Source organism: Fictibacillus terranigra, assembly GCF_030412265.1.
In the GTDB taxonomy this organism is placed as follows: Bacteria; Bacillota; Bacilli; order Bacillales; family Fictibacillaceae; genus Fictibacillus_C; species Fictibacillus_C terrinigri.
The window spans coordinates 615,108-636,208 of record NZ_JAUHLN010000002.1; the positions used below are offsets into that span (position 1 = coordinate 615,108).

The 21,101-nt window shown below is 44.0% G+C and carries 23 protein-coding genes and 1 other annotated feature; all 23 genes read right to left on the reverse strand.

What is annotated here, in order from left to right; genetic code table 11:
* Positions 1 to 62 precede the first annotated feature (62 nt).
* Positions 63 to 1,412 (reverse strand): solute carrier family 23 protein, encoded by a 1,350-nt coding sequence (locus QYF49_RS10935; RefSeq protein WP_290399627.1) that lies wholly within the window; start codon positions 1,410 to 1,412, stop codon positions 63 to 65.
* 121 nt (positions 1,413 to 1,533) lie between these two features.
* Positions 1,534 to 2,109, reverse strand: a complete 576-nt coding sequence (pyrR, locus tag QYF49_RS10940; protein ID WP_290400422.1) for a bifunctional pyr operon transcriptional regulator/uracil phosphoribosyltransferase PyrR — start codon at positions 2,107 to 2,109, stop codon at positions 1,534 to 1,536.
* A 166-nt stretch (positions 2,110 to 2,275) separates the two neighbouring features.
* Positions 2,276 to 3,193: an RluA family pseudouridine synthase gene (locus QYF49_RS10945; protein WP_290399628.1), complete on the reverse strand. Its 918-nt coding sequence runs from the start codon at positions 3,191 to 3,193 to the stop codon at positions 2,276 to 2,278.
* Complete coding sequence (gene lspA, locus QYF49_RS10950; protein WP_290399629.1) at positions 3,174 to 3,656, reverse strand: signal peptidase II; 483 nt, start codon at positions 3,654 to 3,656, stop codon at positions 3,174 to 3,176. The genes QYF49_RS10945 and lspA overlap by 20 nt, the downstream gene beginning before the upstream one ends.
* A 151-nt stretch (positions 3,657 to 3,807) precedes the next feature.
* Complete coding sequence (locus QYF49_RS10955; RefSeq protein WP_290399630.1) at positions 3,808 to 4,569, reverse strand: YqcI/YcgG family protein; 762 nt, start codon at positions 4,567 to 4,569, stop codon at positions 3,808 to 3,810.
* Between the two features lie 153 nt (positions 4,570 to 4,722).
* Positions 4,723 to 7,488, reverse strand: coding sequence for an isoleucine--tRNA ligase (gene ileS / locus QYF49_RS10960; protein ID WP_290399631.1), 2,766 nt, complete (start codon positions 7,486 to 7,488; stop codon positions 4,723 to 4,725).
* 72 nt (positions 7,489 to 7,560) lie between these two features.
* Positions 7,561 to 7,782, reverse strand: a binding site (T-box leader).
* 53 nt (positions 7,783 to 7,835) lie between these two features.
* Entirely contained in the window at positions 7,836 to 8,333 is a 498-nt protein-coding gene (locus tag QYF49_RS10965; protein ID WP_290399632.1) for a DivIVA domain-containing protein, read from the reverse strand.
* An 84-nt stretch (positions 8,334 to 8,417) separates the two neighbouring features.
* Positions 8,418 to 9,191, reverse strand: a complete 774-nt coding sequence (locus QYF49_RS10970) for a YlmH family RNA-binding protein (protein ID WP_290399633.1) — start codon at positions 9,189 to 9,191, stop codon at positions 8,418 to 8,420.
* An 8-nt stretch (positions 9,192 to 9,199) separates the two neighbouring features.
* Positions 9,200 to 9,475, reverse strand: coding sequence for a YggT family protein (locus QYF49_RS10975; protein ID WP_290400423.1), 276 nt, complete (start codon positions 9,473 to 9,475; stop codon positions 9,200 to 9,202).
* A 22-nt stretch (positions 9,476 to 9,497) separates the two neighbouring features.
* Positions 9,498 to 9,929: a cell division protein SepF gene (locus QYF49_RS10980; protein ID WP_290399634.1), complete on the reverse strand. Its 432-nt coding sequence runs from the start codon at positions 9,927 to 9,929 to the stop codon at positions 9,498 to 9,500.
* Between the two features lie 12 nt (positions 9,930 to 9,941).
* Positions 9,942 to 10,619 carry a YggS family pyridoxal phosphate-dependent enzyme gene (locus QYF49_RS10985; protein WP_290399635.1) on the reverse strand — a complete coding sequence of 226 codons (678 nt, stop codon included), beginning with the start codon at positions 10,617 to 10,619 and terminating at the stop codon, positions 9,942 to 9,944.
* A complete protein-coding gene (pgeF, locus tag QYF49_RS10990; protein ID WP_290399636.1) occupies positions 10,573 to 11,451 on the reverse strand; it encodes a peptidoglycan editing factor PgeF in 879 nt (292 codons plus the stop codon). Before pgeF ends, QYF49_RS10985 begins: the two co-directional genes overlap by 47 nt.
* A gap of 104 nt (positions 11,452 to 11,555) precedes the next feature.
* Positions 11,556 to 11,843 (reverse strand): YlmC/YmxH family sporulation protein, encoded by a 288-nt coding sequence (locus QYF49_RS10995; protein WP_290399637.1) that lies wholly within the window; start codon positions 11,841 to 11,843, stop codon positions 11,556 to 11,558.
* Positions 11,844 to 11,932: 89 nt separating this feature from the next.
* Complete coding sequence (gene sigG, locus QYF49_RS11000) at positions 11,933 to 12,715, reverse strand: RNA polymerase sporulation sigma factor SigG (protein WP_062231643.1); 783 nt, start codon at positions 12,713 to 12,715, stop codon at positions 11,933 to 11,935.
* A gap of 261 nt (positions 12,716 to 12,976) precedes the next feature.
* Positions 12,977 to 13,696 carry an RNA polymerase sporulation sigma factor SigE gene (sigE, locus tag QYF49_RS11005; protein WP_290399638.1) on the reverse strand — a complete coding sequence of 240 codons (720 nt, stop codon included), beginning with the start codon at positions 13,694 to 13,696 and terminating at the stop codon, positions 12,977 to 12,979.
* A 25-nt stretch (positions 13,697 to 13,721) separates the two neighbouring features.
* Positions 13,722 to 14,648 (reverse strand): sigma-E processing peptidase SpoIIGA, encoded by a 927-nt coding sequence (spoIIGA, locus tag QYF49_RS11010; RefSeq protein WP_290399639.1) that lies wholly within the window; start codon positions 14,646 to 14,648, stop codon positions 13,722 to 13,724.
* 255 nt (positions 14,649 to 14,903) lie between these two features.
* The gene (gene ftsZ / locus QYF49_RS11015; RefSeq protein ID WP_290399640.1) at positions 14,904 to 16,055 is read right to left on the reverse strand and encodes a cell division protein FtsZ; all 1,152 of its coding nucleotides are present in this window, start codon (positions 16,053 to 16,055) and stop codon (positions 14,904 to 14,906) included.
* Between the two features lie 29 nt (positions 16,056 to 16,084).
* Positions 16,085 to 17,365 (reverse strand): cell division protein FtsA, encoded by a 1,281-nt coding sequence (gene ftsA / locus QYF49_RS11020; protein ID WP_290399641.1) that lies wholly within the window; start codon positions 17,363 to 17,365, stop codon positions 16,085 to 16,087.
* Positions 17,366 to 17,514: 149 nt separating this feature from the next.
* A complete protein-coding gene (locus QYF49_RS11025; protein WP_290399642.1) occupies positions 17,515 to 17,868 on the reverse strand; it encodes a small basic family protein in 354 nt (117 codons plus the stop codon).
* A complete protein-coding gene (locus tag QYF49_RS11030; protein WP_290399643.1) occupies positions 17,868 to 18,560 on the reverse strand; it encodes a DUF881 domain-containing protein in 693 nt (230 codons plus the stop codon). The genes QYF49_RS11025 and QYF49_RS11030 overlap by 1 nt, the downstream gene beginning before the upstream one ends.
* Positions 18,561 to 18,565: 5 nt before the next feature.
* Positions 18,566 to 19,258, reverse strand: a complete 693-nt coding sequence (locus tag QYF49_RS11035; protein ID WP_290399644.1) for a DUF881 domain-containing protein — start codon at positions 19,256 to 19,258, stop codon at positions 18,566 to 18,568.
* A complete protein-coding gene (locus QYF49_RS11040) occupies positions 19,242 to 20,021 on the reverse strand; it encodes a cell division protein FtsQ/DivIB (RefSeq protein WP_290399645.1) in 780 nt (259 codons plus the stop codon). The genes QYF49_RS11035 and QYF49_RS11040 overlap by 17 nt, the downstream gene beginning before the upstream one ends.
* A gap of 163 nt (positions 20,022 to 20,184) precedes the next feature.
* Positions 20,185 to 21,093, reverse strand: a complete 909-nt coding sequence (murB, locus tag QYF49_RS11045) for a UDP-N-acetylmuramate dehydrogenase (protein ID WP_290399646.1) — start codon at positions 21,091 to 21,093, stop codon at positions 20,185 to 20,187.
* Between the last annotated feature and the right edge of the window lie 8 nt (positions 21,094 to 21,101).

Sequence of the window (21,101 nt, forward strand, 5' to 3'; positions counted from 1 at the left end):
TTTACGCTCTTTCTGCCGGTTTCACCCTTCTAAGTCTCTCGGACTCAGTTAAAAGGTGTTCATTATGCAGCTGGGTCTTTCTCGGATACTCCAAACATTTTATTCAGCAATTCAGAATCTTCATCACGGCCTGGGAGAATCAGGTTTAAGAACACACCGATTAAAGTGGCAAGCGCCATTCCCGCGACCTGCATTGTTTCGGTAAACTGTAGGACTGCTCCGCCGATCCCTGTGACCAGGATAACGGATGCGATGATCAGGTTTCGTTTGTTGCCAAAATCAATTTGATTGTCGATAAGCATTCTAAGGCCTGAAGAGGCGATAATCCCGAATAGCAGAATGGAAACACCTCCCATGACAGGGGTTGGTACAGAGCTGATCAGCGCCGTAACCTTTCCTGAAAAGCCGAAGCAGATGGCCGTTACGGCTGCTCCCCCGATGACAAACACTGAGAACACTCTTGTGATGGCAAGGACACCGATGTTTTCACCGTAAGTGGTCACTGGCGGCCCTCCGATAAAAGATCCGATCATTACTCCGATTCCGTCACCGAGAATGGATCGGTGCAGTCCCGGTTTTTCTAGAAAATTCCTTCCTACAACCTTGCTCAGGACGAGCTGGTGCCCGATATGCTCCGCAATCGTCACTGTGGCCACCGGCATCATAATCAAAGCGATAGACCAGGAAAAGTGCGGGGTGTAGGATACAAACGGGAACATAAAATCAGGTGCGTCGATCAGGCTGGCTTGTTTTACTTTCGACAGATCGACCATACCCCTTGATAATGCGAAGAGGTAGCCTGCGATGATGCCGATCAGGATCGGGATGATTCCAAAAATTCCTTTTAAATACATAGAGCATACAATTGTGACAGCCAGTGTGAACAGTGCGACTGTGAAGTAGGACAGACTGTATTCGTTCGTATGCGGATTGTTCATCGCCATTTTAACCGCTGTATTGGCGAGTCCCAGTCCAATCACGATGATAACAGGGCCGACGACTACAGGAGGCATGATTCTCATCAGCCATTTCAGACCGCTCGTCTTAATGATCAGCGCCACAGCACCGTAAACAAGACCTGCAAGGAAACTTCCCACCATCGCTGCTTCTGGCCCTCCGAGGGTTTTTACAGCAATGATCGGTGAAATGAACGCAAAGGAAGAACCAAGATAAGCAGGGATTTGGCCTTTCGTTACAAGCAAGTAAGCCAGTGTGGCAAGGCCGCTGGAAACCAGTGCAACGCCGGGATCCAGTTTCACCAGGAAGGGGACAAGTACTGTGGCACCAAACATGGCAAACAGATGCTGCAGGCTCAATGTGATCCATTGATGAAGTTTAGGTACATCCCGGACATCAAGCACTGCCTGGGTTGTGTCCTGTTGATTTGTATTTTCGTTCTTGTTTTTACCCATAAAAAATACCTCCTTTGCAAGTTAAGGAGGTTGTGCTGAATACACAGATCTGCCTGATGCTGCAGCCTGTCATCCAAACCTCCCTTGCTAGCCTCTCTGGACTCGATTTAAAGGGACGTTCTTATTTGCTTTTTTCGTGGATGGAAACTTCATCCGCTCCATCGACTTCCGCTACGGAAGCGGAAATAATTTCTGTATTTGATGTTGGTACATTCTTCCCAACGAAGTCAGCCCGGATCGGCAGCTCACGATGACCTCTGTCGATGAGGACAGCCAGCTGAATGGACGCAGGGCGCCCGATGTCCATAACTGCGTCCATCGCCGCTCTAACTGTTCGTCCTGTGAACAGAACATCGTCCACTAGTATGACTTTCTTATTGGTAATATCTGCAGGAATATCGGTTCCTTTTAACTCGGGTTCAAGATTCTCAGTCTTTACTTTGAGATCATCGCGGTAAAGAGTGATATCGATGTCACCGACATTAACCGGTTTTCCTTCGATGTTCTGGATCCGCTCAGCGAGACGTTTTGCCAAATATTCACCCCTGGTTTTAATGCCAACGAGTACGACATTTTCAATCCCTTTGTTTCGCTCAATAATCTCATGGGCAATTCTTGTCAATGCCCGGCGAATCGCCTGATCGTCCATAATGACTGCCTTTTGCATGACCTGCTCACCTTCTTCTTTATAGGATATGTTACAATCATCCTTTGAAAACGGCCCATAAAAAATTCCTCTCACCCATATGGTGAGAGGACATAGTTAGACCATAAGCCTAAATCCGTTTTCCTTCTCAGCCTCACGGGACTGTCGTTAAAGGACTATTCATTTGATTTCATTATTACAGAAAGAAGATAACCTGTCAACCCATTTTCCGTCGAAGATTGTCGAGCAGCTGTTCCATATCATCTGGAAGTGGAACTTCAAATTCCATATATTCTTTCGTGCGCGGATGTTCAAAGCCTAGCAGACCAGCATGCAGGGCTTGTCCATTGATATCCAGTGTCTTTTTGGGGCCGTACTTCGGATCGCCGGCAAGAGGAAAGCCGATATATTTCAGATGTACACGAATCTGATGTGTTCTGCCGGTTTCCAGCTGGCATTCCACCAGTGTAAAATCATTGAATCTTTCCAGGACATTGAAATGGGTCACAGCATCTCTGCTGTTTTCATCTGTGACCGTCATCTTTTGACGGTCACTCTTGTCTCTTCCGATCGGTGCATCAATCGTCCCCTTATCATGAGGCATCACACCGTGAACAATGGCTTTGTATTTTCTTGTTGTTGTCTTTGCCTTTAACTGGCTCACAAGAGATGCATGGGCCATGTCGTTTTTAGCAACCATCAACAGTCCAGTGGTATCCTTATCAATACGGTGCACGATGCCTGGGCGCAGCACTCCATTTATTCCCGATAAATCGTTGCAGTGAGCCATGAGCCCATTAACGAGCGTGCCTGAATAATTGCCAGGAGCAGGATGAACCACCATTCCTCTTGGCTTGTTCACTACAAGCACATCTGAATCTTCATAAACAATATCCAGATCCAACTCTTCAGCTACAACATCCAAGATGGTCGGATCAGGAATTGTGATCGAAATAACGTCACCGGCATTGCATTTGTAGTTCGTTTTGACTGTCTTTCCGTTGACCGTTACCAAACCGTCTTTCACCCAGTTTTGAACTTGAGACCGTGACCAGTCTGATTCAATAGAAGTTACCACCTTGTCGATCCGCTCGAATTGGTATTCTTCGTCTATCTTAACCTCGATGTGCTCCATTCATGTTCTCCTTCTTATTCTTGCTTTCCATTAATGTTTGAATAAAAATCAAAATAACACCGACTACAAGTGCTGAATCGGCTACATTAAAAATCGGATAATTATAGCTCGATATCTTAACGTCAAGAAAGTCAACGACTTCCTTTCTGATGATGCGGTCCAAAAAGTTTCCAGTGGCACCGCCGAGAACAAGTCCAAGTGCTGTGCGCAGCAACGGCTGGTGTTTCGCATGCTTTTGCATATAATAGATCACTGCTGCAATAACAGCAATCGTAATGATGATAAAAAACCACATCTGATTTTGAAGTATACCGAAGGCAGCTCCCCTATTCCGATGTGAGGTTATGTAAAAAACATTTTCGATCACGGTTATACTTTGTCCATAATTCATGTTTTTAACGATCCACCATTTTGTCACCTGGTCGAGGCCAAGCACCAAAAGCGCCAGAAGATAATAATACACTTTGTTTCCTCCGATTCCTAAGTTTGTACTTTCAAATTTTAGCACAGGCAGAAGGCCGAGCACAATCTAAAGCGTGAATTAAATTGAGCTTGGATTCCTGTTGTGCATAGAAAAAAGCAGGGGTTCTGCCTGCCTCTTTCCGCCCATTACATCAGTTGCCATTGTTAGGTTGCGGGCCGTTCCCCCGCAGATGATGAAATGGACAAACGGATGCGGCTGTTTCGTTATCCCTTAAATAATATTGCTTCCATTCTTTATTATCTTCATCCCCATACTTTTTTAATTCAGGATGAATCGGCGCAGTATCATAAGATAACAGCCGGCTCCTGATCCAATCTGACATTTTGTCTGCCCTTTTTTTATCCTCATTAAAACGGGAAAGCACCCATCGAGGGGTAAGAGCGAGCATGAAGCAAGGAAAGTAACGGCTGTACCTTCTTTCGTGTGCCGGTGTTCCGCAGTATACAAAGTATTGTTCCTGACCGAAGCAGAATTCCCATGTCCTATCCTCTGGATCTGGAGAAATATGCACAGGCCAAGGTTCTTTGTCCATCTTATGGGTTCTGATCATAAGATCCCAGAAAATGTTCTCGTAAGCTGCCACGTTCTTTGCTCCTGCACCCGGGCCAGAGGGAGAATGAAAGAATACAACCAGTGCAGAATAATCGCCGGTTTCACGTGAACACGAACCATAGGACTCCAGCAAACGTGCAAAAACAGCTGGTGCTTTTTCATGTTCGGGTGCAGGCGCGAAACCAAAACGTATATGATTCAGCTGATAGCCTTGTATCGCAGGAATGCAAGGAAACTTACGCTCTTGATTGATCATTTTTTGATGAAAAGCCAGGAAAGCCTCCCTTTTCCAACCGACTGGCAATAATGATGCGTTCTCCCTGTCTAATAGACGTTCCATTCGCGCGCGCCTCCTTGCCTTTACTTTATTGCTGAACAAGAGATAAGGTGAATGTCCGATGAAAAGCAGACAATAAAAAAAGAACTGCTCCCCTCAACCTGTTGATTACAGGCTGAGAAGTACAGCTCTTTTGCTTCAGCAACGATGAAACATTTAATTTTTGTAGTTTTCAGCTACAATCTCAGCACATGATGCACAGAGGGTTGGATGTTTCTCATCAGAACCGACTTCGGGTGTAACAACCCAGCAGCGCTCACACGTTTCACCTTCAGCTGGTTTAACAGCAACAGCCAGATGTTCGTAATGTGCTGCGCCTTCAGGAGCTTCGTTTTTTGTGCCGCCGATCACCGCTTCAGACACGATGAATAGCTTATTGAGGTCTTCTATCCCTTCAAGCCAAGTCTTCACATTTTCTGAAGGATACAAAGTGATGGATGCTGTGAGAGATTTTCCGATGACCTTCGCATTCCTCGCTTCTTCCAGTGCTTTGAGAACTTCATCACGGAGATCCATAAATCGATCCCAATCTTTTAGTAATTGGTTTTCTCCAGAATAAGACACAGTATCAGGCATACTTGTTAATTGTACACTTTTCTCAGTAACTCCAGGGATATAGTCCCAAACTTCATCTGCCGTGTGGGCAAGAATCGGAGCCGTCAGTTTCGTTATAGATACGAGTGCCTCGTAAAGAACCGTCTGGATGCTTCTGCGTTTGATATCATCTTCTGCTTGAATATAAAGCGTATCCTTTGCAATGTCCAGATAGAAAGAGGACAAGTCGATTGTACAGAAGTTATGGATCGCATTATATACAGTGAGGAATTGATACTCGTCATACGCCTTCTTCACCCGGTCGGTCAGTTTATTGAGTTTAACCAGCATATACTGATCAATCTTGCCAAGCTCTTCAAAAGGTACGGCGTTGGCTTTTGGATCAAAACCGTTTAAATTACCCAGCAAGAAACGCAGCGTGTTACGGATCTTACGGTACACTTCAGCCACTTGTTTAAGAATATCATCGGAGACCCGGACGTCTGACTGATAGTCTACAGAAGATACCCATAGGCGGATAATGTCTGCGCCAAGCTGATTCATCACTTTAATCGGGTCCATGACGTTCCCGATCGACTTGCTCATTTTTCTTCCTTCACCATCAAGAACGAAGCCGTGGCTGAGGACTGATTGATAAGGAGCTTTCCCAGTGATCGCTACTGATGTAGAAAGCGATGAATTAAACCAGCCTCGGTATTGGTCAGAGCCTTCCAGATAAAGATCTGCCGGACGGGACAAATCTTCACGTTCTTCAAGTACGCTCCAGTGAGAAGAACCAGAGTCAAACCACACATCCATAATGTCTGTTTCTTTAGTAAAACGTCCGTTAGGACTATGCTCGGAAGTGAATCCTTCAGGAAGAAGTTCTCTTGCATCACGTTCAAACCAGACATTGGATCCGTGTTCGCGGAACAACTTAACAACGTGGGCAATTGTTTCTTCTGTCATGATCGGTTCACCGTTCTCAGCATAGAAGACCGGGATCGGAACACCCCATGCACGCTGTCTTGAAATACACCAGTCTTCACGATCCTTGATCATGTTGAACAACCTGGTTTCACCCCAGTTTGGGATCCAGTTGACTTCTTTAATGGCAGCAAGCATCTCTCCACGCATTCCCTTAATGGAAGCAAACCATTGAGCGGTGGCACGGAAGATTACCGGTTTCTTCGTTCTCCAGTCATGCGGGTAGGAGTGAGTGATGAACGATAGTTTTAACAACGCACCAGCTTCTTGAAGTTTTTCTGTGATTGGTTTGTTTGCTTCATCATAAAAGATACCTTCAAAGCCAGGAGCTTCACTTGTCATCACACCGCGGTCATCAACGGGGCAAAGCACATCAAGGCCATACTTTTTACCAACAAGGAAGTCATCTTCCCCGTGCCCCGGTGCCGTATGGACACACCCTGTTCCAGCGTCAGTCGTGACATGGTCACCCAGCATAACGAGGGATTCTCTGTCATAAAAAGGATGCTGAGCAACAATGTACTCCAGCTCTTTACCTTTTACGGTCTTTAGAACAGAGACATCCTTCCAATCCAATTCTTTTTCAAGCTGTTCGACTAATGCTTGCGCTACCAGAAGCTTTCTTCCTTCTGCTTCAACAACCACATAGTCAAGATCAGGATGAACAGAGATACCGAGGTTTGCCGGAATCGTCCATGGGGTCGTTGTCCAGATGACGATGCTGACGTCCTGGTCGAGCACACCTTTCCCGTCTTTTACTTGGAAAGCTACATAAATGGATGCCGAACGCTTGTCATAGTATTCGATTTCCGCTTCCGCCAATGCCGATTCAGATGAAGGAGACCAATAAACAGGCTTTAAACCTTTATAGATGAATCCTCTTTTCACCATTTCGCCAAATACTTCGATCTGACGAGCTTCATACGCTTTGTTCAATGTAATATAAGGGTTCTCCCAATCACCTCGCACTCCCAGCCGTTTAAACTGATTACGCTGGCGGTCTACTTGAGTGAGGGCATACTCTTCACACTTCTTGCGGAATTCAGCAACCGACATCTCTTTTCTTTTTACTTTTCCGCTCTTCGTTAAGGCGGTTTCAATTGGAAGTCCATGTGTATCCCAGCCAGGAACATATGGTGCATGATAGCCCGACATGGATTTATAACGCACGATCATATCTTTAAGGATTTTGTTCTCCGCATGGCCTACATGGATATCTCCATTAGCATAGGGAGGTCCGTCATGAAGAATAAAGGAAGGGCGTCCATTTGTATGTTCCTGAACTTTATTGTAAATGTCCATCTCTTCCCACTTGGCTTGAACTTTTGGTTCCCGCTGCGGCAGGTTGCCCCGCATCGGAAATTCTGTTTTCGGCATTAATAACGTGTCTTTGTAATTCATATTTTTCCTCCTGCATCTCGAAAATCAAATCAAACTATGTCTACGCATATAAAAAAGGCCTTCTCGTCACTGTAAAGGGACGAGAAGGCCACCCGCGGTACCACCCTAATAGGTTCCTAAATAAGAAACCCGCTTTAAAATCGTATCGTGATCGAACGCCAGGCTTACTTTAATAGGTTCAGCCTGGAAACTCCGGGGTGATCTTCTGTACAGTCCATTTACCGGTCTTCCACCATCACCGGCTCGCTTGCAATAAATGGGTACTCTACATACTTTCCCTTTCATCGTTGCCAAATATAATAATCTTTAAAAAATTATATGCTTTGGTTGAAAAAACGTCAAGCGTTCTATTTCATCTCCAGTTCGTACTCTTCCCCGCGTTCCGCTGGCTGAAGAGCATCCCAGTCTTCATTTTTAAGCATTTCAAGCTGTGCCTCAATGAGCATACGGAATCGTGTGCGGTAAACAGAAGATTGCTTTTTAAGTTCTTCAATCTCCATTGCGATCTTACGGGATTTAGCAAGGGATTCATTAATGATGCGGTCAGCATTTTTTTCGGCTTCCTTGACGATCAGCCTCGCTTCTTTTGTTGCGCTTCGCTTTACCTCTTCACCCGTTTCCTGCGCAACAAGAATGGATTTGTTTAACGTTTCTTCAATATTTTTAAAATAGGAAAGCTTCTCTTCCAAATTTTCAACTGTTTCTTCCAATTCCCTTTTCTCACGGATCACTGATTCATAATCTTTTATGACTTGGTCAAGAAAATCATTGACCTCATCTTCATTATAACCGCGAAATCCACGGGTAAACTCTTTATTATGAATATCCAATGGTGTTAAAGGCATTTCCGCCACCTCCACTAATGATGCTTTCTATTACTAACCTAGTTTCGACAATAGTCATGCCATTCCTTCTAGACCGTATCATCTTTATTGTAAAATTCCGTATCTTATCCGCCATCTGTCTTTTTTTGTTTTTCCTTCCACTGCGATCAGTTTGCTGCGGCCATATCCCCTAAGCGATAAATAATCTCCTGGTTCAACTAGGAACGAGGCCTCTTCTGTGATCCTCCAGTTGACCTTGGCTTTAGACCCGGTAATGAGCGGGCTGATTTTGGACCTGGAAAGGCGATAAATCTCGGAAAGAACGACATCTAGCCGCAATGAGGAAACCGTTCCTTCTTTCTCTTCATATGCCTCTTCAGAGAGAATGAGGTCATGCTCTGAAACTTCTTTCAGTCTGACCGCCGCTTTTCCAATCCGTTCCAGGTTAAGCCGGACAAAGTCACTCACATCCCCAGCCACAATGATCTGCATCCTGTCCTGGCTATGAAGAATATCGCCAAACTTTCCTCTCTTCATTCCAAGGTTCATCAGAGAACCGAGTACGTCCCGATGCTCGATCGTTACAAACTTAGTCGGATAGTTCACTTCCAGTACAGTAATTTCAAAGTCTGTTTTTTCCGGCTGAAAATAGGACGGATAGATCAAGGCTCTCTTTCTCTCAGAAAAAGAAGAGCCTCCCCAGAACGACAGGGAAGCTTCCGAGCCTTTTCCAATCATGCTCCCAGCGATATCCTGTTCCCGGGGATCAAGGAAATCGGTGAGTTTTACAGAATAACGTTCTTCAGCTTCAGACTTCCACTGCAGCACTTGATCGATAAATGGATATTCTTCTTTTCGAAAATGCTGATATATGTTCATTTATGCTCCTATGCCAGGTATTGGGCAATCCAGTAAACGACCATTCTTACACCGTATTGTGCAAACGACAGTGCAAATAGTGCAACGATCGGAGAAATATCAATCATGCCGAGGGGAGGGATGATTCTCCTGAACGGCGCCAAGTAAGGCTCCACGATTCTGGCGATAAATTGGCCTATCGAAGATTCCCTTGCGTTCGGGAACCACGACATTAATATGTAAGCTACGATTATATAGCGGTAGATAGTGAAAAGTTCAGAAATAATGTCCCCAATCTGGTATATCAAAGAAAGCACCGTCCTCGTCTTATTCGCCTTCCAGCATTTCCGATATCGAACCGGAGATATCTACGTTTTCCGGTGTACACAAAAATGTGTTAGGGCCTAATTTTTGTATATCTCCACCGATCGCATAAACGGTCCCGCTTAAAAAATCAACGATCCGTTTTGCCTGATCATGGGGAATGCGCTGCAGGTTCATGACGACCGCACGCCTGTTTTTTAATTGATCAGCGATGTCCTGTGCTTCCGCATAGACTCTCGGTTCCACAAGGACGACTTTAGATTGCTGATGTATACTTTGAAGGCTGACAACGTTCTGCTTGTTTTTCTTCGCATGGGCAGGGGGGTATTCGTTGTTCTCTCCAGTTTCTGCACCATTCTCTTCAACCACTTCTTCATATACATATTCATCTTCCTCAAGATCAAAAAAACGCTTGAATTTGTTCTTAATGCTCATGATTGGCACCTCCTAAAATTCTTTGCCGACCAGGCTGGTCCCAATTCTCACGAACGTCGCTCCTTCCTGGACAGCTATTTCATAATCATTGGACATTCCCATGGAAAGCTCTTTGCATGGCGCAAAATCATAATGCTTAGCCTGTATGTCATTTTGCAGCTGTTTGAGTGTTGAAAATACAGAACGAAGGGTTTCCTCTTCTTCTGTATTAGGAGCCATGGCCATCAGCCCTACAATTCGAATATTTGGGTACTCCCTCATTTTATCGACAAATGATAGGGTTGTTTCAGCAGGCATGCCGTGTTTTGTTTCTTCCCCGGATACATTGACCTGAACGAAGCAATCGATGACACGGTCTGCTCTCTTATCGATCTCCTTTGCAAGAGAAAGCCTGTCCAGTGAATGGATATAATCCACATACGGAAGAATTTCCTTCACCTTCCTTGATTGCAGAGACCCGATAAAATGCCACGTCACATCCCGGCCTAGAACATTGTACTTTTCCTTGAGTCCCTCCGGACGGTTTTCACCGATATGTGAAACGCCTGATTTCACCGCCTTAATCGCCGTTTCTGTACTCACATATTTCGTAACGGCAATGACTTTAACGTCCTCTGGATTTCTGTTTTTTTTCTTGCATGCTTCAGAAATGTTCGTTTGTATGACTGAAAGATTTTGCTGGATATTCACGTTCTGCTCCTTTCAAACGCCCGATATAGCTCATGATCCTGCCCGTTTTCCCGTGTTCCTTGCGATGAGAAAAAAATTGATCATTCATACAGCTTGTACAATAGGAAGTCGCAATGATGTTTTCTTCTTTCATTCCTGCTTCAATCAGGATCATTTTATTTACTTCCCTTAAATCCAGCATATAATGTTCTTTGTTTACCTGATGGTATGGAAATTTTGCCGGATCACCATGAAGCACTTTGTTTATTTTTGTTATGACAAATTCATCAACCTCATAGCAGCAGCTGCCGATCGACGGGCCTATAGCTGCAATGATGTCCTCGGGCTGGACACCTTCGGCATCCACCCATTGACCCACCATGTTTGCTCCAATCTTGCCGACCGTTCCTTTCCAGCCCGCATGGGCAAGGCCAACAAGTTGGTTGGCAGGACTCATAAAGAAAAGGGGCACACAGTCAGCGTAAAGTGATGTGAGTAGTAGATCCTCTTCTGCGGTATATATTCCATCGGTGCCTTTAATCGCACTTGCCAAATCTTTGGCGCCCTTTCCGGCATCCTCTTTCGTTACTTTTTTGATGATGTTATCATGCACCTGCTCAGTGCCCACCCACTGCTCCAAAGAAGCGCCAATGGCTGAACTTGCGCTCTTCCGGTTTTTCAGAACATCCTCCGGGTGGTCTCCGACATGAAATCCTAAATTTAATGATTCATATGGATGCTTGCTAAAACCATTGTGCCGTGATGTGATTCCTGCTGTTAATCCGGGATGCTGGTCCATCCAGTCAGCCAGTTTATACATGCTGCCTTGTTGTACAAATGGTTCAGCTCTCAAAACCGCACACTTCCTTCTGTGAAAAAGTATTATCAAATGGAGACGAATATTGGATTATTATGCTATTTATTTTATCACAGATGAGTCATGGGGTATAATGCTATTTACTTTTTCAGCTGATCGAAAGGCTCTTTAATGTATTCACCGGCTTCCTGGGCATCCATATACCGTACAAGAATGACATCAGTGCCGATTTTCACAATATTTCTCCATGGTATGACGATATCACTTTCTCTTGCAAAAAAACCGAGCATTTTTCCCGGTCCCGGAATGATCAGTGATTCGATTTTTCCGGTGCTTAAGTTAATCTCCAAATCAGCGATATGTCCAAGTTTTTTGCCGTTTGCCACATTTACGACGTCCTTGACCTGAAAGTCAGAAATCTTCATCATCGTATCCCCGCCCTTCTTTTTACTATCTATATGAGCGGGCTTATGAATTCATGTACAGCAAACAACCCGCTTCATCAGCGGGTTGGCTTTTAACTGCTCTGTATATTTTTGTTCATCTGTGATATTGCCGCTTTTTCCAGTCGTGAGACCTGGGCCTGGGAGATCCCGATTTCATCAGCGACCTCCATCTGAGTTTTCCCTTGAAAAAATCTCATCGTCAAGATCATTTTTTCTCTTTCGTTAAGTCGTCTCATCGCTTCTTTTAACGCGATCTCTTCTATCCACTGAAAATCTTTAGCCTTATCATCACTGATCTGATCCATAACATAGATAGGATCGCCTCCGTCATTGTAAATAGGCTCAAAAAGTGAAACGGGATCCTGTATAGCATCCAGTGCAAAAACAACTTCTTCTTTTGGCACCTCAAGCACTTCTGCAATCTGCTGTGCTGTAGGTTCTCTTGAAAGCTTATTCATAAGCTGGTCTCTTACCTGAAGAGCTTTGTAGGCGATATCACGCAGAGAACGCGATACCCGTATGGGATTGTTGTCCCGCAAATATCTTCTTATCTCACCAATAATCATAGGCACTGCATATGTGGAAAATTTAACATTTTGACCAAGGTCAAAATTATCGATGGATTTCATGAGGCCGATGCAGCCGACCTGAAATAAATCATCCACAAACTCCCCGCGGTTATTAAATCGCTGGATAACGCTGAGAACCAAGCGCAGGTTGCCGTTTACTAACGTTTCTCGTGCAGTAGGATCCCCGTTCTGCATCTTTGTGAACAATTCACGCATTTCGGGATTTTTTAATACTGGAAGCTTAGACGTGTCTACTCCGCAGATCTCTACTTTGTTTCGGGTCAATGGATTTCCCTCCTACCGGGAGTTTATTGTCAAAGTCAGTATTTCCCTGGCAGGATTTTTTATGCAGTTGCATCATCCCGATGATTGGAGGCAGAGAACGGAAATCATATGGCAGCACAGCTTAAATAAGCTGGAAATTTTTTTCAAAAGCATCTTCAGTTTATGGTCCTGATTCAGGTGAAGGGTGAAACGTCTTTCAACCATCATTATCGATGCTAACCAAGAAAAAAACGAAAATAAAAAAGAGGCATATGCCTCCGGTCAGACCATTTTATTAAATTCCTTTTGCAGCCGTTTAATAATTCTCTTCTCTAATCTTGAAATGTAGGACTGAGAAATACCCAGCATATCTGCAACATCCTTCTGGGTCTTTTCTTCGCCTCCTGATAGCCCGAATCTAAGTTCCATGATCTGTTTCTCCCTGTCGTTTAAAGTAAATAAAGCCTTGAGAAGCAGTTTTCGATCCACATTCGCCTCTAATCGGCGTGTGATGATATCTTCTTCTGTTCCGAGGACATCCGATAATAAAAGTTCATTTCCATCCCAGTCCACATTGAGCGGTTCATCAAAAGAAACTTCTGAACGTGTTTTATTATTTCTGCGCAAATACATGAGGATTTCATTCTCAATGCACCTGGATGCATATGTAGCTAGTTTGATTTTCTTTTCAGGGTTAAACGTGTTTACCGCTTTGATCAATCCGATGGTTCCGATGCTGATCAAATCCTCTATATTGATTCCTGTATTTTCAAACTTCCTAGCGATATAGACAACGAGCCTTAGGTTTCTCTCGATGAGCAATGACTTTGCTGCCTTGTCACCGGTCGGCAGCTTTTCAAGAAGTATAGCTTCTTCCTCCTTGCTCAGCGGCGGCGGTAATGCTTCATGTCCGCCTATATAGTGGATTTCCTCTGTTTTAATCCCCAGCTTTATTAACAGTTTGTACCAAAGAAGCGTCAGTTTCAGACGAAGCTTTTTCACTTTGCCATTCTCCCCTCTCTTTGTTCTATGAGGCTGCTATGCTTTCAATCCCGTTGGACATGACTTCTGGATGAACAATGCAAGTAAACGTATTTTCACTGGATAATACCGTATACGTTAATCCGATAAGAACTCTAGAGCAAGAAAAGCTGCCCTGTTTACTCGTAATCACCACTTCATCGGGTTTGATGGCTGGCAGAAATTCGCTGTCTTTCCCGACCGCACGAAACGGAATGATCCGCAGACGTGATTCCCATGAATGTTCCATGATGCCTCCATCATTTAACGTCTCAATGTCTTTTGAGAATGCTGCGATTTCGGGAGGCAGATGTTCTGCATGGGTATTCAGATCCAATATCATGACCGGCACCTTGGTAATTGGATCGTGAAGCTTGTTTCCACTGTCGATCAAACCTGTGGCGTGTATGCATGTATCCTCTACTTTAATTTCAACCTTCACAATTTCCGTGTAATGAAGTTTCTGAACTTTGATGTCATCCACTCTTCGTTTGGAAAACAGCCACACTGACGGAAACCCGATGCATACAAACGCCCAGCTTAACAAATCACCCTTTCCTGTACTTTTAGTCGCGAATACTCCATTCATGATGGTTAGATCTGTCTGTAAAAAATAATGTGCTGCAAACAGGCCCCCTCCAGTAACAAAGGTAACAAAATAAAACATGCCGACATTTTTCGCGAAATAAGAAAACTTTTGATATCCAAAAGACACAACCATGATGATCAAGGAAAAAACAAATTTGATGAGCGGATGATACATACTGATATCCGTAGGAATGAATAGCAGCAGAACATAAGAAGACCCGACGAAAGAACCCGCAACCAGTCTCCATTTTTGCATTTTGCGTTTTAACACCATTCCTGTTAAAACGATGAGAAGAAAATCAATGCAAAAATTAAGAAACCAAATGACATCGAGATAAAGTGTCATTTGTTTTCTCCTTTCTTAAGAGATGAAACCAGTATAAAACAGGCCAAATAGAAAGTCTGTCAATTTATGAGACAAGATATCTTTTTATTTTAAGAGATTTTGTCAGAAACTATGGCTTGAAAAATGGATGGGAATTTGTTTTAAAACAATTAAAAAAGCACCTTTCAAATCCATTGAAAGGTGCTTTGCAGCATTGAAGTAATGTCCAGCTCCAGCGCTTGTCGGACCAATGCAGGGAGCTTCTGTATTTCTCAATTATCTTCTGCGGTTACGGTTTCTGTTTCGAAGGAAAGTTGGGATGTCCAGTGTGTCTGCATCCGATTGTGACGGCTGAGCCGGACGGCTTTCGTTCGTTACTTCCTCACGCTGGCTTCCTTGGCTTGCTGGTGTCTTAGGAGCCTGCTGCTGGAACTTCGGACGCTGTGCCTGTGCCTGCATCGCTTGCATATTTTCTCTTTCATCGAATCCTGTCGCAATAACAGTTACTAAAATCTCATCTTTTAAGTCCTCATTAATAACAGATCCGAAGATCATGTTTACTTCTGGGTCAGAAGCTGAGGAAACGATATCTGCCGCCTCATTCACTTCATATAGACTGAGGTTGGCTCCTCCGGTAATATTCATGAGAACACCTTTTGCACCATCGATTGAAGTTTCAAGCAATGGTGATGAAATTGCCTTGCGTGCGGCCTCAGCCGCTCTGTTTTCACCGGTAGCAATTCCGATACCCATCAGAGCAGAACCTTTTTCGGTCATGATGGTTTTAACATCGGCAAAGTCCAAATTGATCAATCCTGGTACAGCGATCAAATCTGAGATCCCTTGTACACCTTGACGCAGTACATTATCCGCTTCACGGAAGGCTTCAAGCATCGGAGTATTTTTATCAACGATTTCTAGCAATCTGTCATTTGGAATAACAATCAATGTATCTACTTTTTCCTTAAATACACTGATACCGCCAACGGCTTGAGTAGAGCGTTTTCTTCCTTCAAAAGTAAACGGACGGGTTACAACACCTACTGTTAGTGCACCCATTTCTTTTGCAATTTCTGCGATTACCGGTGCTGCACCTGTTCCGGTACCGCCTCCCATACCGGCCGTAACAAAGACCATATCCGCTCCTCGAAGGGCTTCCTCAACCTGTTCTCTGCTCTCTTCAGCCGCTTTTTTTCCGATTTCCGGGTTGGCTCCTGCACCCAGTCCTCTCGTTAGTTTAGACCCAATCTGCATTTTGATCTGCGCTTTTGAAAGGTTTAAAGCCTGTGCATCCGTATTCACACAGATGAACTCTACTCCTTGTACTCCGTGCTCGATCATGCGGTTAACAGCATTGCTTCCGCCTCCGCCTACACCGATAACCTTAATTGTAGCTAATGAATCCATGTTCATATCAAACTCTAACATGAGCGTTCCTCCTAGTGACTACCTGTCTCTTATTCAAAAAATAAACCAAACCAATTTTTCATTTTGGATTTCATGCCGCCAGCGGGTTTCTCGCTTTGCTGTTTTGCCGCTTGAGGCTGTTTCTTTCTATGCTGGACCTCTGCTCCTTCTGTAAGAGCAGAAGCAACCTCTTTTCCTTGTACCTTAATGTTGCGGTAAGTAAATTGAATAAGTCCGATACCCGTGGTATACTGCGGCTCTCTAACGCCGATATAATCCGGCAGGGAGACCCTGACATTGTTCTGAAAGATTTCCTGTGCCAGTTCAAGCAGCCCGGGCATAGCGGCAACACCGCCAGTAATAACAAATCCTCCTGGCAGATCTCCATATCCTCTTCGAACGAGCTCTTCATCCGCAAGTTCCAGCATTTCAGCAATACGAGCTTCAATAATGAGAGCTAAATCGTACTGGCTGATCTCCTGTTCTGATGAGGATCCGATCTGAGCAACAGAAAACGTTTCGTCTTTTGATGCATGGTCAACAAAAGCGTGTCCATGTTTAAGCTTTATTTTTTCTGCATCTTCAGCAGTCGTTCGAAGTCCGATTGATATGTCTTTTGATATGAACTCTCCGCCGAATGGAAGAACGGTTGTCATCTGCATTGTTCCCTGATCAAATACAGACACAGTCGTCGATCCGCCGCCGATATCGATCAAGGCTGTTCCTAAATCCATTTCATCCCTTGTGAGGGCTATAGAAGCAGTAGCCAGCGGTTCAAGGCAGATATCGGCCACTTGCAGGCCGGCTTTTTCTACACAACGCAATAAATTATGTAAGATGGTCTTGGATCCTGTTACGATCGTTCCTTCCATTTCCAGCCTGACTCCAAGCATTCCGCGCGGATCTATAATTTCATCGGTTCCATCAACAATAAACTGCCCGGGTATGACGTCAATAATTTCCCGTTCAGGAGGAATTGAAACCACTTGCGCCGCATCAATCACACGAGCAATGTCTTCGTCTCCAATCTCACGGTCTTCACTGGATACAGCGACTACACCGTGGCACGGCTGCAGCTGTACATGATTTCCTTTCACACCAACAATTACTGCATTAATCGGTATACCAAGCATTCGTTCTGCCTGTTCTACCGCTCTTTTTATGGAACGAACAGTTTCATCGATATCAACAATAGATCCCTTTTTAATACCTGCTGATTTTGAGTGACCTACACCAATTACATTAAAGGATTCACTGGTCATTTCTCCAATGATAACTTTAATATTGGATGTACCGATGTCTAAACTTACATAAATCTCATTGCTGTTCATTCTTTGGCACCTCCTTGAGTTTAAAATGTCCGTTATATACTATTCGTCTATCCGTTATGTAATTATATCGGTATACGAGTGGGTTAATTAAGGAATAAATTCCACAAGCAAGGAATATTCCCTCTTTTTTTTCTTAAGTTTTTAAGAAATTAAGTGTTTTTTCTTGATTTGCTCCACTTTGATATTACCAGCCGGCGAATGACAGCTATATTATTAAACAATCTGACTCCAAAAGCAAATATTGCTGCCAGATATAGATCAATTCCAAGATGGACACCTAAATAGGCAAGGCCGGCAGCGAGCAGGATGTTGAAGAAAAAGCCACTGATAAAAACCTTATCCTCAAAATTCCCCTGCATATGGGCCCTGATCCCTCCGAAAAGTGTGTCAAGCGCAGCCAGGACTGCGATGGAAAGATAGTTTGTATACTCCACCGGAATCCGTATTTCCGATAAAAAACCCAGCACCAGACCAATGATTAAAGCCAAGACCGGCAGCCACATTATAATTCCTCCTTTGCCTGCTTCATGTATTTCACACGGATCGGTTTATCATAGGCCGGCAGTGTCAGCTGGTTTTGTGGCTTTGAATCAATATATAGGTTCTCCCTCACAAAATCCTCCGCAGATTGCGAAGCAATGATTTTATTTTGAAGTTTTTGGGCATCGTCTGCAATGACTTTGATTTCTATTGGAAATGAGCCAAGAGGCTGGTTATTTATGTAGGTTTCACCATTAACTTCCCTGATTGGTGTAGTCGAAATAATACGCTGGCCATCCACCGATATATCCTTTGCTTCATATCGGTTCAGTTCATTGATCAGCCGTCTGATCAATTCTGGATAGAGTTTTGGCGCTTCTCCTTCATTAAATGGTTCGACTGTAATCAGGATTCCTTGTCCGCTCACTTCTGTCAAACCTGCCGCTTCTTTTAAATCATGAAGCGCTTTTTCCATGGCTTCTGTTTTTTCCTTCTTTCGCGATTGTTCATAATCATCCAAAAGGGCTTGATACTTTTTAATTTCATTGTTGAGATCCTGCTGTCTTTGCTTTTCTTTTTCCAAGTCCGCACGAAGTTCCCACATATCTCGAGTATCTCTTGTTACGGGATTGTTCGTCGTCTGGAACTGTATGGCCAGCATCACACCAAGAACGCAGGCCACGCCGGCGAACCCTGTTTTTCTTTTGTTGTTCAATTGGCTCATCCCTCTTTGCTTAAATAAGGATCCATTGTAATATCATCCTTTGTCGCGATCCGTACATCAATGCCATCGTTTACAAGATCACTCACTACAGATAAATTTAACGATTTTTCCAATACAGACTTATCACCGATCGCAGTAATGGTAAATGGAGCCGGGTATTGGTTGCCATCGACGCTGACAACAGGGCCCACGCATGCAATATAGCTGCTGTGGGAAATTCTCTGTCCGTTTACAGCAACAGCTTCTGCTCCTGAAACCAGCATTTCGTAGATAACACTTCGAATGTGCTCTTCATGAACAATGTAATTATTGGGATTATCGCCATCCGGAACATAGGAAGAATCGGAAAGTGTCACCTCAATCCCTGGCCCTTTTACTTTTACACTTCCAACCACTTTCCTCATTTTTTTCAGGTCTTCTACTAAGTTATAGGATTTCTTCTCTTGATCAGCGAGTTTATTTTCACGTTTTTGAATCTGCAGCTGAATTTTCTTTAGTTCTCCGTTCAGTTTTCGATTCGTTTTTTGGGTACTCAATATATCGCTCCTCAAACCGTCTTCCTGTTTCCACTGACTGTTCGATTCATGGGTCGCTGCTTCCTTTTTCGTAATCTGATAGGAGTACGATAAGAAAAAGCCTGTAACAAGCATGATAATCGAAAAGAAAACGTACTTACCTGTCGGTTTCACTCTTCGGTGCCTCCTCGTTGCCGAATTCATGGAAGTACGTACTGACATCCATATTAATTACCCCTTTTCGATGGGGGCCGAGCTGCTGGACGATGGATGGATATGACTCCATCTTTCTGGCAAAATGAGTGATCGATGACCTGACCTCATAGCCGTCTGTCATATACAGGATAATTCGGTTGGCGTCCTTGCTCTCTTGATCTAAATGGATCTCCGAAATACGGTGTACGATACCCTGTGTAAGCTTACCCAGTTCATTTGCCATGGGTTTTAATAGCTTTCGGTCTTTCCAATCCATGATGATCGGTGCGTTGACAGGCAAGGAATCTTTTTCTATCCCTTTCAGCAGCTTTCCGCTTTCGAGAACAGGATAATATTTTCCCTTGTCCTTTAAATAGCCGACTCTGTGATACTCCTTCACTTCGATTAAAAGATGATTGTAGAATTTTTTATGTACATCAACAGAGGAAATCTCCCCCATCCTGAGTATGTTCTTTTGAATGTCAACATCCGAAAGGTTCAAAAAAGAGGACTGAGCACTGATTTTTCCAGCTTCAATAATAGCCTGGTCGCTGATATTCTCGTTTCCGCTTACTGTGATCTTCTTGATGTGGCTGAAACCGGATTGAAAATAGACAAATATCAGGATCAGCAAAAAGAAAAGGGACAAGTAGATAATCATTCTTCTGTTCGTCTTTTGTTTGCGCTGTGTTTTTAATTTGGGAATACGGTCTTCAATCGTAACAACTTTATCCTTGTCCATTTCCTTTCCCCCGTAAATACAAATAACTGAATACCATCCTCCATATGTAAAGAGGAAGGAAAACAGCTTTGCAAAGCTGTTCTCCTTCTCCAAAAGGATTCATTCAGTCCCATTTATGTCTATTAAATTATAACATAAGTTCCAGTGAACGATGTGGCAATTTTTAGCTTTTCCTGCCGATTATCTCCACTTCAGTCTCGATATCGATATGGTGAAGCTCTTTGATTTTTTTCTGAATAAGGGAGATCAGCTCAAGCACATCCTTCGCCTTGGCATTCCCTGTGTTGACAATAAAGTTTGCGTGCATTTCGGAAATCTGAGCCCCGCCAACCATGGTTCCTTTTAAGCCTGATGATTCAATAAGCTGGCCGGCATAATTCGGAAGAGGATTTCGGAATACACTGCCGCAGCAAGGATAGTTCCAAGGCTGAGTGTTTCTGCGGTAATCCTTATTCTTTTTCAGTTCAGCCATAATCGTTTCCCTGTCGCCTTTTTTAAGGGCTAAAACGGCTTCTACACAAATTCCGCCCGTCTTTTGAAGGACAGAAGTGCGGTATGAGTACTCCATTTCTTCGTTCGTGAGCCATCTAAGATCACCATCCGGAAACAGTACCAATGCTTTTTTCAAGATTTTTGACATGTCCGAACCGTGAGCTCCGGCGTTCATGAACACCGCCCCGCCGAGGGATCCTGGAATACCAGCTGAAAATTCCAGACCCGAGTATCCTTCACGGGATAGGACGGTAGCCAGTTTCACAAGTGAGTACCCCCCGCCGACCGTAAACTCATCACCATTCCGTTCGAGAGCGTCAAGGCCGTCACCAATCTTTATCACGACTCCTTCAATTCCCTCATCGGATACAAGCAGATTGGATCCCCGTCCGATCGGGCGGAATGGGACACCCGCTTCTTTGATATAAGTCATTGCTTTCTTCAGAGATTCTGTGCTGTTCGGCTCAAAAAACAGATCAGCGGGACCTCCGATTTTTAACGTTGTATGGTTCTTCAGCGGTTCGTTTTCCAAAACTTTGCCTAAGTTTTCGTTCCGCAGTTGTTCTGCCAGTGTATTCAAAAAAATCC

Coding starts and splice junctions, on each gene's coding strand:
- QYF49_RS10935 (WP_290399627.1), bottom strand. CDS start 1,412: ATGGGTAAAAACAAGAACGAAAATACAAATCAACAGGACACAACCCAG.
- QYF49_RS10945 (WP_290399628.1), bottom strand. CDS start 3,193: ATGGAGCACATCGAGGTTAAGATAGACGAAGAATACCAATTCGAGCGG.
- QYF49_RS10955 (WP_290399630.1), bottom strand. CDS start 4,569: ATGGAACGTCTATTAGACAGGGAGAACGCATCATTATTGCCAGTCGGT.
- ileS (WP_290399631.1), bottom strand. CDS start 7,488: ATGAATTACAAAGACACGTTATTAATGCCGAAAACAGAATTTCCGATG.
- QYF49_RS10965 (WP_290399632.1), bottom strand. CDS start 8,333: ATGCCTTTAACACCATTGGATATTCATAATAAAGAGTTTACCCGTGGA.
- QYF49_RS10970 (WP_290399633.1), bottom strand. CDS start 9,191: ATGAACATATATCAGCATTTTCGAAAAGAAGAATATCCATTTATCGAT.
- QYF49_RS10980 (WP_290399634.1), bottom strand. CDS start 9,929: ATGAGCATTAAGAACAAATTCAAGCGTTTTTTTGATCTTGAGGAAGAT.
- QYF49_RS10995 (WP_290399637.1), bottom strand. CDS start 11,843: ATGATGAAGATTTCTGACTTTCAGGTCAAGGACGTCGTAAATGTGGCA.
- spoIIGA (WP_290399639.1), bottom strand. CDS start 14,648: ATGACACTTTATCTCGATGTCATTTGGTTTCTTAATTTTTGCATTGAT.
- ftsZ (WP_290399640.1), bottom strand. CDS start 16,055: ATGTTAGAGTTTGATATGAACATGGATTCATTAGCTACAATTAAGGTT.
- ftsA (WP_290399641.1), bottom strand. CDS start 17,365: ATGAACAGCAATGAGATTTATGTAAGTTTAGACATCGGTACATCCAAT.
- QYF49_RS11025 (WP_290399642.1), bottom strand. CDS start 17,868: ATGTGGCTGCCGGTCTTGGCTTTAATCATTGGTCTGGTGCTGGGTTTT.
- QYF49_RS11040 (WP_290399645.1), bottom strand. CDS start 20,021: ATGGACAAGGATAAAGTTGTTACGATTGAAGACCGTATTCCCAAATTA.